General features: G+C 67.9%; 13 protein-coding genes. 7 read left to right on the top strand and 6 right to left on the bottom strand.

What is annotated here, in order from left to right:
- On the top strand, positions 1-400 hold a 400-nt coding region (locus ON29_RS29955; RefSeq protein WP_040871477.1), incomplete at its 5' end, for a hypothetical protein.
- A 20-nt stretch (positions 401-420) separates the two neighbouring features.
- Here the strand turns inward: ON29_RS29955 and ON29_RS29950 are convergent.
- The 4 genes from ON29_RS29950 to fabG are packed head-to-tail and all read right to left on the bottom strand — an operon-like array spanning position 421 to position 4,177.
- Entirely contained in the window at positions 421-1,695 is a 1,275-nt protein-coding gene (locus ON29_RS29950; protein WP_040871473.1) for an ABC transporter substrate-binding protein, read from the bottom strand.
- Positions 1,692-2,513: a carbohydrate ABC transporter permease gene (locus tag ON29_RS29945; RefSeq protein ID WP_040871471.1), complete on the bottom strand. Its 822-nt coding sequence runs from the start codon at positions 2,511-2,513 to the stop codon at positions 1,692-1,694. Before ON29_RS29945 ends, ON29_RS29950 begins: the two co-directional genes overlap by 4 nt.
- Positions 2,503-3,369, bottom strand: a complete 867-nt coding sequence (locus ON29_RS29940) for a carbohydrate ABC transporter permease (RefSeq protein ID WP_040871469.1) — start codon at positions 3,367-3,369, stop codon at positions 2,503-2,505. The genes ON29_RS29945 and ON29_RS29940 overlap by 11 nt, the downstream gene beginning before the upstream one ends.
- Before the next feature lie 55 nt (positions 3,370-3,424).
- Positions 3,425-4,177, bottom strand: coding sequence for a 3-oxoacyl-ACP reductase FabG (gene fabG / locus ON29_RS29935; RefSeq protein ID WP_040871468.1), 753 nt, complete (start codon positions 4,175-4,177; stop codon positions 3,425-3,427).
- Positions 4,178-4,338: 161 nt separating this feature from the next.
- On the opposite strand from fabG, the gene ON29_RS29930 reads away from it, so the two are divergent.
- Entirely contained in the window at positions 4,339-4,806 is a 468-nt protein-coding gene (locus ON29_RS29930) for an SRPBCC family protein (protein ID WP_040871467.1), read from the top strand.
- A gap of 107 nt (positions 4,807-4,913) precedes the next feature.
- Positions 4,914-5,471, top strand: coding sequence for a TetR/AcrR family transcriptional regulator (locus ON29_RS29925; RefSeq protein WP_040871466.1), 558 nt, complete (start codon positions 4,914-4,916; stop codon positions 5,469-5,471).
- Positions 5,472-5,486: 15 nt separating this feature from the next.
- On the opposite strand, the gene ON29_RS29920 is transcribed toward ON29_RS29925, so the two are convergent.
- Positions 5,487-6,044: a hypothetical protein gene (locus ON29_RS29920; protein ID WP_040871465.1), complete on the bottom strand. Its 558-nt coding sequence runs from the start codon at positions 6,042-6,044 to the stop codon at positions 5,487-5,489.
- 841 nt (positions 6,045-6,885) lie between these two features.
- Here ON29_RS29920 and ON29_RS29915 point away from each other — a divergent pair.
- Complete coding sequence (locus tag ON29_RS29915) at positions 6,886-7,380, top strand: hypothetical protein (protein WP_245549245.1); 495 nt, start codon at positions 6,886-6,888, stop codon at positions 7,378-7,380.
- Between the two features lie 68 nt (positions 7,381-7,448).
- Positions 7,449-8,690 (top strand): PepSY-associated TM helix domain-containing protein, encoded by a 1,242-nt coding sequence (locus tag ON29_RS29910; protein WP_083864157.1) that lies wholly within the window; start codon positions 7,449-7,451, stop codon positions 8,688-8,690.
- A gap of 12 nt (positions 8,691-8,702) precedes the next feature.
- Here ON29_RS29910 and ON29_RS29905 read toward each other — a convergent pair whose 3' ends face one another.
- On the bottom strand, positions 8,703-9,350 hold the full coding sequence (locus ON29_RS29905; protein ID WP_040871463.1) for a LysM peptidoglycan-binding domain-containing protein: 648 nt from the start codon (positions 9,348-9,350) through the stop codon (positions 8,703-8,705).
- A gap of 258 nt (positions 9,351-9,608) precedes the next feature.
- Between ON29_RS29905 and ON29_RS34130 the strand changes: the two genes are divergently transcribed.
- Positions 9,609-9,965, top strand: a complete 357-nt coding sequence (locus tag ON29_RS34130; protein ID WP_051175750.1) for a hypothetical protein — start codon at positions 9,609-9,611, stop codon at positions 9,963-9,965.
- A gap of 145 nt (positions 9,966-10,110) precedes the next feature.
- The gene (locus ON29_RS29895; RefSeq protein ID WP_040871462.1) at positions 10,111-10,311 is read left to right on the top strand and encodes a hypothetical protein; all 201 of its coding nucleotides are present in this window, start codon (positions 10,111-10,113) and stop codon (positions 10,309-10,311) included.
- The last annotated feature ends 682 nt before the right edge of the window (positions 10,312-10,993 follow it).

Raw genomic sequence — 10,993 nt, 5'->3', positions numbered from 1 at the left:
GACCGGGCACGACTATGCCGCGCGGTACGTGGATCCGAGCCTGGTGATCGTGGTGTCGGTGATCTATCTGTGGATTCCGGTCAGGTTGTTCCGGGAGGCGTTCCGGGAGATCTTGACGATGGCCGCCGGGGAGACGGTCGCGTCGGCTATCGAGGAGGTGTGCGAAGAGCTTCGCGCCGCGTACGGATTCGACGAATTCTTCGTGCGTGCGTCCAAGGTCGGCAGCAGGCTCGATGTGGAACTGGCCTTCGTCGTCGGTCCGAGCACGCCCCGCCGTGACGTCGACTCGTTCGACCAGGTGCGCGCGGAGATCCAACGGCGTCTCCACGCGCTGGGATTCCGCCATTCGACGTCGGTGCTGTTCACCGCACAGCGCCGGTGGGTGGACCGGGGCTCCTGACCATTCCGCCGCACACTCGCTCAGTTCTCCGCCACGGCGGCCTCGGCCGCGTTCCGGGCACGGGACAGGGCCTCCGGCACCGGAATCCGGCCCAGATACATTTCGGCCAGAATCGGCTCGACGGCGCGGAGCGCGGCCGGAAAACCCGGCCCGCCACCGGAGGAGATGCGCGGACCGCGCAGCACGTCGAAGAAGGGCGAGACGTCTACTCCCTTCGCCGCCCAGTAGTCGCGGTAACGCTGCTGTTCGGAGACGACCGCCGGGATGACGGCGCCGTCATCGGCCAGGTAGCGATTGCCCGCGCCGCTGCCGAGCCAGGCCAGCACCCGGCGCACCGCGTCCGGATGCCGGGTGGCCGCGTTACCGGCGACGCCGATCGCGTTGTTCGTGCTCACCCGCCCGGCGGTGCCCTCGGGCAGCAGCGCCACACCCCAGCCGAAGCGGGCACGTTCCGCGACCTGCGCGAGATTGAACGTCCCGGATTGCAGCAGCGCCAGTTTGCCTTGCAGGAAGGCGTTCTTCGCGAAGTCGGGATTGGTGTTGGTGTCCGCGGGAGAGGGCGTGAGCCGGTCATCGATCAACCGCACCAGATAGTCGAACGCCGCCACGCCTTGCGGGCTGTCGAAGACGAAGTGGTCGTTGTCGTCCTGCAATCGGGCGCCGGCCGAGCCCAGATAGGGCAGCTCGATGGACTGGAAGTCGTGGCCTGCGTTGTATGCCCACGGGGCGGCCGTCGCGAGCCTGCGCAGCACCGGTCGTAAGGTGTCGTCGCCGCCCGGGCTCCACCGCAGCGCGTTCAGCTCCGCGGGGTCCACGTGTGCGGCCGCGAGCAGTTCCCGGTTGTAATACACCGCTGTACCGGCGTCGACGAATTGCGGTACCGCCCAGAGCTTTCCGTCGCGTGTGTACTGTGCTACCGCCGAAGGATCCCAGACTGCCGCGGCCTCGGGACCGAGCGCCGCCCCGATATCGATCAACCGCCCGGTATCGGCGTAGTCCTCGTAGGAGTTGGTCCAGAACAGATCGTCGGCGGTGCCCCCGGCCACGTCCAAGCGCAACTTCTGCTGATAGGACGACCACGGCACCACCGTGAGCCGCACCTCGACGTCCGGATTCGCCCGCTCGAACTCCGCGAGGGAGGCATGGTAGGCGGGAACGAGACTCTCGTCCCAGACGCGCAGCCCCAGCACGGTACGCCCGGACCCATCGCCGCTGCGGCCGAGCCACAGCACGGCCGTGACCAGCAGCGCCGCGGCCAGTGCGACAGCGAGTACGACGCGGGTCGACGTCCTCATTTCACCCCCGTCCACGCGATCGAGCGCAGCACCTGCCGCTGGAAGATCACGAACAGCACCACCAGCGGCGCGATGGCCAGCGTCGTGGCCGCCATCACCAGGGTCCACTGCGCGTTGTAGCGGGTCTGCAGGTTCGCCGTCGCCACGGTCAGCACCTGCCACGAACGTCCGCTGCTCGCGACCAGTGGCCACATGAAGTTGTTCCATTGCGAGACGATCGTGATGAGCGTCAAGGTCGCCAGAACCGGCCGGCTCATCGGCACCATCACGTGCACGATGATGTCGAGGGTGTTCGCGCCGTCGAGCCGCGCCGCACCGATCAACTCCTGCGGAATCGCGCGAAAGTACTGCCGCAGCAGGAAGATCGCGTACGGCGATCCGAACACGAACGGCAGCACCAGCGCCCAGAACGTGTTCAGCAGGCCCAGTTCGGCGAACATCAGATACAGGGGGATGAGCGTCACCATCGGCGGCACCATCATGGTGCCCAGATACACCCAGAACAGCCCGTCGCGGCCCGGGAATTCGGTGCGGGCGAACGCGTATGCCGCCAGCACCGAGGTGACCAGCTGGCCGCCGGTGACGAACACCGTCATCAGCGCGGTCACCAGCACCGCGCGCCCGAATCCGTAGTCCAGCACCGTCCGGAAGTTGTCCGCGGTGGCCGGATGCGGCAGGGCCAGTGGTGACCCGGTGGCGAACTGGTCGGGTGTCTTGACCGCGGTGAGGGCGCTGAGCAGCAGGGGCGTGACGGTCAGCAGCGCGCCGGCCGAGAGCACCGCGTAGGCCGCGGCCGAACGCAGGCGATCAGAACTCATAGGTGGTCCGATTCCGGAAGTAGCGGTGCTGCGCCACGGTGATCGCGAACATCACCGCGAACACCACCAGCGCCATGACGGCGGCGCGGCCAGGACGCGCCGCGTCGAAGGCCTCGGAGAAGATTCGCATCGCGAGCACATCCGTGCGATCGCCCGGACCGCCCTTGGTCAACGCGTACACGGTGTCGAAGGTCTGGAACGCGGTCAGTACCCCGGTGACCAGCACGAAGAACATGGTGGGGCGCAGCAGCGGCAGGATCAGCCAGCGGATCCGGCGCCAGCCGGTCGCGCCGTCCAGCGCTCCCGCGTCGAGGATCTCGCTCGGTATCGCGCGGATCCCGGCCACGAAGAACAGCGCCACGTACCCGAAGTTCGCCCACACGCTCACCGCGGCCACCGACGGCAGCGCCAGCGCCGGATCCGACAGCCATTCGACGCGCCTGCCGAGTACGGCGTTGACCGCACCGCCGGTGGGGGCGAACATCCACTGCCACACCACACCGACCGCCACCGGCGCGCACATCCACGGCAGCGCGTACATGATTCGCAGGCTCGTCGCGCCGCGCCGCCGAGCCAGCAACGCCGCCACCGTGAAACCCAGCACGGTCTGCGCGGGCACCACGATGGCGGTCAACGCCAGCGTCACCAGCAGGGCATGGCCGAACGCGGCGTCGCCCAGCACCGAGCGCCAGTTGCGCAGCCCCACGAATTCCCTGGGCCCCAACAGGTTCCAGCTGTGCAGACTGAGCCAGGCCACCACCAGGATCGGCAGCAGCAGGAACGCGCCGACGCCGATCAGGCTCGGCAGCAGGAGAACATAGCTCGTCATGCTACGACGAGCCGCACGCCGGTTCATGTGCTGCGACGTTACCGCCCCGCCCCGCCCCCGCACGGCGGGCGGGGCTGCGGGATCAGTCGGTGGGGCCGCCGGCCACGTAGATCACCTGGCCGGATACGAAACCGGCGCCCTCGCTCACGAGGAACGAGGCGGTGTGCGCGATGTCCTCGGGAGTGCCTACCCGCTGCACGGGAATCTGCGATCCGGCGGCCTTCTGGAAGTCCCCGAACGAGACTCCGACACGCTCGGCGGTGGCGGCGGTCATGTCGGTGACGATGAATCCGGGAGCGATGGCATTGGCCGTGACGCCGAATTTGCCCAGCTCGAACGCCAAGGTCTTGGTGAAGCCCTGCAACCCCGCCTTCGCCGCCGAATAGTTCGCCTGTCCGCGATTGCCGAGCGCGGAGGTGCTGGACATGTTGACGACGCGTCCCCACCTCTGCTCGACCATGTACTTCTGCACCGCGCGGGTGAGCAGGAACGCTCCGCGCAGGTGCACGTTCAGCACGGCGTCCCAGTCCGCGACGCTCATCTTGAACAGCAGATTGTCCCGCAGGATGCCGGCATTGTTCACCACGACCGTCGGCGCGCCCAGCTCGTCGTCCAGCTGCTGGACGGCGGCGGCGACCGACTCCTCGTTCGACACGTCCGCGCCGAGCGCGACGGCTCGCCCACCCGCCTCGGTGATGGCGCCGACCGTGTCGGCGCAGGCCGCCGCGTCGAGGTCGAGCACGCCGACACGAAGCCCGTCCGCCGCCAAGCGCTTGGCGATCGCCGCACCGATCCCTCGCGCGGCGCCGGAAACCACTGCCACTCGCTCGCCCATGAGCGCGTCCCTTCGTCGGTCGGATGTCGGATCAGTCATACCGCACCGGCCGGTCGCCGTGGCCGGGACCGGCCGCCGAACCGGAATCGGCGCGGGGTGAATTACCACAACTCTCGAGCAGAAGGCTTGCTCCGCTCTCGGCTCGATGTTTCGATCGGCACGTGACCGACCAGAACGAGCCTCCCCGAATCGTCAGCGCCAGCCGTGAGATCGACGCGGGTCCGGCGGCCGTCTTCGAGCTCATCGCCGATCCCGCCGAGCAGCCGCGCTGGGACGGCAACGACAACCTGGCCGAGGCCGCGACGGGGCAGCGGGTACGGGAAGCCGGGGCCGTGTTCAGCACCACCCTGACCAACGGAGCCGTCCGCGACAACCACGTGGTGGAGTTCGCCGAGGGCAGCCGCATCGCGTGGCGCCCGTCGGAGCCCGGCAAACAGCCGCCCGGCCACCTGTGGCGCTGGGAGCTGGAGCCCGTGGGAGAGGGCCGCACCCGAGTCACCCATACCTATGACTGGACGTCGCTCACCGACGAGAAGCGTCAGGTCCGCGCCCGCGCGACCACCGCGGACAAACTGTCGGCCTCCCTCGACCGCCTCGCCGAACTCGCCGAGCAGCAGGCGGTTTCGTAGCGTGCGTCGGATCACGACGCCACGTCGATGGGGCGCGGCTCAAACGTCTCGGTGCCGGGTGCTCGGTGGGGCAAGGACGGCCGCAATGGTCCGGTAATCTTGCCCGAATGACCTCGCCACGCCGTGTGAACAGGGGGCCGAAGGCGGCGGCCGGCAACCGGGCGGCCTTGATCCAGGCGGCGCGAGAAATTTTCGCGGACAGTGGCTTCGACGCGCCGTTCAGTTCCATCGCGCGGGCCGCCGGAGTCGGGCAGGGCGTGCTCTACCGGCACTTCCCGACACGGGAGAGCATCGCGCTGGCGGTGTTCGAGGAGAACATCGACGGTATCGAGGCGGTGGCCGCCGATCCCGCGGTCACCTTGGACGACCTGCTGGCGATCATGGTCGAGCAGATCACCACCTCGGCGGCGTTCATCGCGATGATCCACCCCACCAACACCGACGACATGCGCCTGTTCGAGGTGGCGCGACGGCTGATCACCCTCATCGCGGAGAAGCTGGAGGATCCGGGTCAGCGCGGCACGATCAGCGCGGACATCACCACCGCGGACGTGGTCTTGGCGTTGGCGATGCTGGCTGCCGTGCTGTCGAAGACCGACGCGCAGTCGAAGAAGGAGACCGCCCGGCAGGCATGGGCGTTGCTGGATCGCGCGTTGCGCGGCTGAGAGCGCGCGCGGATGTCACGGCGCGCGCTCGATCGACGCCAGCTCGTCGGCGACGCGCTCGAACGACCGGATGACGTGCAGGAGCCCGTTGGCGAATTCGCGTTGCCCGAAATCTATTCCGCTTTCCGCCGACCAGCGAGCGAGCATCCGGTGTACCGTGGCGTCGGCGCCGCGGGTACGGAATCTCACCGCGGTGGCGTGTGCGTATCGCTGTGCCGAATCGGCCACGGCGACAACGCCTTCGGCGGTGTAGACGGCGGAGTCGCTGATGATGTCCACCAGTTCGACGAGTTCGTCGGCGAGCCCGATCAGATCGTGGATCTGCGCGATCTCCGCGGTGATCGCCATGTGGTCGATGCAGCAGCGCAGCAGTATGCCGAGCCGGTGCAGGTGCCCGGGAAGCGGGTGGACCGGCGCACCGAGCGGCGTGAGGTCCGCCAGGCGGTGCCGGATGCTGAACGGATCGGCCGGGGGAGCGCCGAATTCGGCGAGAACGATGGCGCCCGCGCGCAGGTCGAAGGCTGTCGCGGTGAGCGAGTCCTCGGGATCGGCGCGACTGGTGGGCGTTGGCATACGTCTCCTGGTGCTCGTCGCCGAGACGCCGACTTGCCCATGCCGCCCCCTCGGTCGCAGATGGAATCGTCGCATGACAAGACTCTCGACATGTGATTGCCGAGTGATTGCCAGCGGCTACGTTCCGGACCGGTGGACGATCCGGATAGGTTTGTCCGGTAGGTAACCAGTTTGACCTATGAGCGCGGTCTCGTCAAGCTGCCCGCGCACCGCGGTCCCGGTTCCCGCAGGGCTGGGGGCCGACTGTGACTCAAATATCCGGGCAGTGAAAAGCGCTGGTATAACGCATTCTCGCGCAACGGGCACGGGCGGTGATCACTCGCGTTCCGTGTCGGCCGGGCAAGGCGCGCCCGCCCGTTCTCCAATGCCCCGCAGTCGTGAACGCGTGGAGATGCGTCGGCGCGTACGGGCTGCGGTAGGTGAATTAAGCGTCTTGACCAGTCAATTGCTGACTCGGTGATATAGGTCACAATTCGGCTCGGCAGAAGCGCCGTCATCGGATCGTGGACCGCCTTAGTGTGTGTGCGGCAGAACCTTCCGGCGAGGGGCTCGGCGATCCGCTCTCACCCGCCGCTCCGCTCTCCGGATCCTTCGCTGGTTCGGCACGCGGCCGCCCCCTCGGCCGCGCGGCTCGCTGATCCGTGATGGCCGGCGCGATGGTTGGTACCCATCGGAGTCGGTGTCCGCGGCCGGACCTGTCGAAATCTTCATTGGTGACACCGGGATGGGAACCATGGCTGTACGATCCGTCGATTCCGTTGACCGAGGCGTTCCAGTATCGCCCTCCTTCACTCGCTGGCGAGACCGGACGCGCCGGTGCCCGCATCGGTACCGCTTGGCGGTGGTCGCGCCGAACATCGCGGAGGTGGTGCGCTGGACCGGCGGGTGGCTTTTCGATCGCACCATCGCGGGATGGGAGGTCACGGTGCTGGTCGCCGATCCGGGGGACACCCGCCCGCTGCGCATCCTCGGGGCGACGGTGCTCGACCTCGAGCAGTTCTCGGCCGCGCCGGTGCGCGAGACGTGGCCGCAGGCGGTCGCCGTCGCCTCCGCGACGTATCTGTCCGACAGCCGGGTTCGCGACGGCGTGCTCGACAGTCTCGACCGAGGGCGTACCGAGGTGACGATGTGGGGCGAGGGTCTTCCCGTCGAACTCGACCATCGGGTCGGTTCGGTGCAGCACCGGGTCAGCCTGGCCGGACGGGCTTTCAAAGCGTGCGCGATGCGGGCGGCGGGGCTCGCGACCGAGGTGGTCGGTCCCGTCGAGGTGTTCCGGACGGGAGGGGCATCGCGGATGTACCCGGGATACGGCGTCGACCTCATGCCCGCCGGGTGATCGGGAGGCCGAGGCGGATGGGAACTCGCCGAAGCTGGGAAGGGCTTATTTCAAGTTAGCCTAACCTTATGAACGCGAGCACGGTGGTGCACGAGCCCGGCAAGCGGATCGTCCGCTCGCGCGAGCGATCCCGCAAACCGCTACGGCGCGCACTGATCTCGATTCACCGCTGGTCGGCGTTGATCCTCGGCACGGTCCTGGTGGTCCAATCGACATCGGGCGCGATCCTGCTCTACCACGCCGAACTGTTCCGGGCCCAGCACGCGTCGTTCTATCGGCACACGGACGCGCCACCGGTGATCGACACCGAGCGGGCCGTCGCGCTGGTGCGTGCGACCGATCCCGATTTCGCCGTCGGCTGGGTCGGCGTGGACGGCGGTGTGATCGCGATCGGAAACGCGCAGTACACCGCCGCCTACTCCGTCGATCCCGGTACCGGGCGGATCAACGAGCGGGTGAACCTGACCGACGGTGTGCTGGGTTGGTCGGCCAACTTGCACAACTGCGCATTCGGCTGCGCGCGCTACTCCGGAGCGATCCCGATCATGGAGAACCAGGCTCCGCTCATCGACATCAAGTGGGGCGCGGTGATCCTGGGCTCGCTCGGCACACTGTTGGTGACGCTCGCGGTGTCCGGTGTGGTCATCTGGTGGCCGTCGCTCAGGCGGTCGCGCAACGGGTTCCGGGTCCGCCTGCGGAAGGGGCGCTTCGCCCGGGACCGCGACCTGCACGACGTCATCGGCGTTCTCGCCGTACCTTTCCTGCTGGTGTGGGGCATCACCGGGACCACCATCGAATGGCCGGCCGTCCAGCGGGCCTGGCTCGTCGCCACCGGCGGCAACACGACGCTGGAACGAACCGAGAGGTCCTTCGAGCCGCGCTCGAGCGTGGCGGGCCGGGCTCCGTTATCCATCGGCGAGGCCGGTGCGATCGCGCAGCGCGCCGCGCCGGGCCGACTCGCCTACCTGCTGCTGCCCACCGACACCGCCCCGTACTACCGCGCCGCCGTGGCCGGCGCCTACTCGCCACGCGAGCATCGCCTCTTCTACAGCGGTGACGTCCTGGTCTATGTCAACGCCTACGACGAGGCCGACGTCAAGGTGGTCGACGCGAGCCATAACCGGCCGTTGGCGAACACCTTCTACGCCAAGGTCTTCGAACCCGCCCACTTCGGCTGGCTGGTGAACGGCTGGTGGCGACTGGTCTGGCTGGTCTTCGGCCTGACTCCGCTCGCGCTCGCGGTCACCGGGCTGTCGACCTGGCTGTTCCGCCGCAGAACCGAACGCCGCCGCAACGGCGCGAGGGCGTAGCCGTCCCGCGGGTCACGACGGGAAGTGGATCACTTGCCGGGCGAAGACCGCGTCGGGATCCGCGAGGTGATTCGCCGCCGCGACCACCCCCACCCTGGTGTCCATGTCGGCGGGGCCGTACGCGTGGTGGCACATCGTCCGCAGCGTATCGCCGGCGACGGTCTGGCGGCGGTTCAGGCCGGGCACGATGAGAACGTGGCCGGGAGCCGGTTCGCTCCCGGAGGGCAGGTGGTTCGCCAGTTCGATCAGCAGGGCGAGGTGGTCGTCGCCGTACCAGCGCTCGGCCAGTACCGCGAGAGTCTCGCCTTCCGTCACCGTGTGGTGGCCGACCTCGGCCAGCTCCGGGATGTGCAGCCACGCACCTTGCTGTATCTCGCGTTGTGCCACACCGTTGACCACCTCCCAGATCAACTGGACATGGGTGTCCTCGCTGCCGTAGTAGCGCTGGGTGATCTGCTTGCGCGCCGCGGTGGAGTCGGCGGTGGTGACGAGGTGGCGCCGGGTGATGTACGGGAGCAGGAGCTGTTGCCCGACGTCGATCGAATTCGGATCGGCGAGATGGTTCTGGCGCGCGATCGCCGGGAACAGACTGCTGTCGCCGTACTCGCGATGCGCGATCGCGGAGAGGGTGTCGCCAGGTTGAACTTCGTACTTTTTCATTTCTTCCGCCTTTTCCGAGACTGCCGCCGGTGGGAGCCGCGACCCGGCGGGGTTCGTCGTCGCCCTTGATGGGCTTCGGCCGACTCCGGACGCCTACCGGTCACGAAGGGTTTCGCAGTACCGAATGCTCGTCGCGGATAGTCGCCTGATCGTGAGTAGGCGACTACTCGTTTTCATCGGCGCTGCTGTCGCTACGGCTGGAGCGAGTCGCTGAGCACCTGGATTCCCGAGGGGCCGTGGTTCCTGACGCCGTTTCGCGTGGCCGCCGAACGCGACCGCCCGCCGCTGTCGTACCTGGTCCTCCGGCCCGACCTGGACACGACGTCGGCGCGTGCGCAGCAGCGCGCCGCGCACGAACTGAAGGATGTCGAGGCGATCCCCGGCATGCACACCGCGTTCGCGGACCTAGGGGAACTCGAGGACCATGCGCTCGACACCGGGCACCTCGACGCCGAACAGACTGTCGCGGAAGTCCGGCGCGTCCTCGGTGCGGGGGACATCGATTGTGTTGAAAGGTACGGCGATTCGGTCGAGTCGACGGATCACCCGGATGTTCCGCCCGGCCGTTTCGAACGTCTACGAGCAGATCGGCAGCCGGATAACGCGTTCGGCTGACGGGTACTCGGAGCGGCCGTGGGGCAGTTCTTTTCGATCGTATGAAGATGGGCGGAGGCTGATTCGCCCACCGGAGTGCGGGTAGCGCGAAGACGTGGCGCCAAGAGCCACAGTCGGTTTCATCCGCTACCGAAAGGAGCACGTGATGGCAGACCGGAACAACCCCGGGCAGTTCGGCAACCGCTCCGATACCGAGGAGCAGGCGCGTCGCGGCGGCCGGGCCAGCACCGGCAGTTTCGGCGACCGCAACTCCGCCGATCCGAGTGCGGCCGGACGCAAGGGCGCCGAAGCCCAGCCCAATGAGGCCAAGGTGCGCGGCGGTCAGCACAGCCACGCCGGTCGCTGACCTCGACGAGAACACGGGCCGGGCGGAACAACCGCCCGGCCCGTTTCGTCTGTCCACACACAGCCGAACGCGGGGGCGTCGAGGAGGCTTTCCGGTCCTCTCTTATGTGACTCCTTATTAGCGATGGATGGGGATATGCCCTGAAGTGCTTCCCCTACTGGATCATCCGGCTCAGGTACGCCGACTGACTACGAAGTCTGCGCAGCACAGCTGTGAATCTGCTGGTCGTGATCGGTGATCTTGCCTCCGGGCGCGGATCGTTCGCTACCGCGCGAGGCTGTACCAGCAAGTCGTCGAAAGTGGAGACAGTGGGTGTCGCCGCTTGCTAAGTTAATCACTGTTCTTATCGTTGCGACGGCGCGAAACGGGCGTCGCCGACTCTCGTCGCATGTCACGGTGACGCCCCGGCTCAATGAGGAGTGGTGTTGTGATGGATGGTTTCAGTAGGCGTGAGGCGTTGCGGGCTGGTGGGGTGTTGGGGGCGGTGGGTGCGTTGTCGGTGGTGGGGGTGCCGGGGCGGGCGGTGCCGTGGTCGTGGTCGCCGTCGGGGTCGGTGGCTGGTGGTGGGGAGGGGGTTGATCCGTTGACGGTGTGGGATCCGGAGGCGGATGAGTTGGTGGGGTCGTTGTTGGATCGGGGGGAGGTGGGCAGGGTGAATGGGTTGTTGCGGTTGTGGACGCGG

It is taken from the genome of Nocardia exalbida NBRC 100660 (assembly GCF_000308575.1).
Taxonomy (GTDB): domain Bacteria; phylum Actinomycetota; class Actinomycetes; order Mycobacteriales; family Mycobacteriaceae; genus Nocardia; species Nocardia exalbida.
The sequence above is the reverse complement of the archived record's forward strand: the minus strand, read 5'-3'. Positions and strand labels throughout refer to the sequence as shown.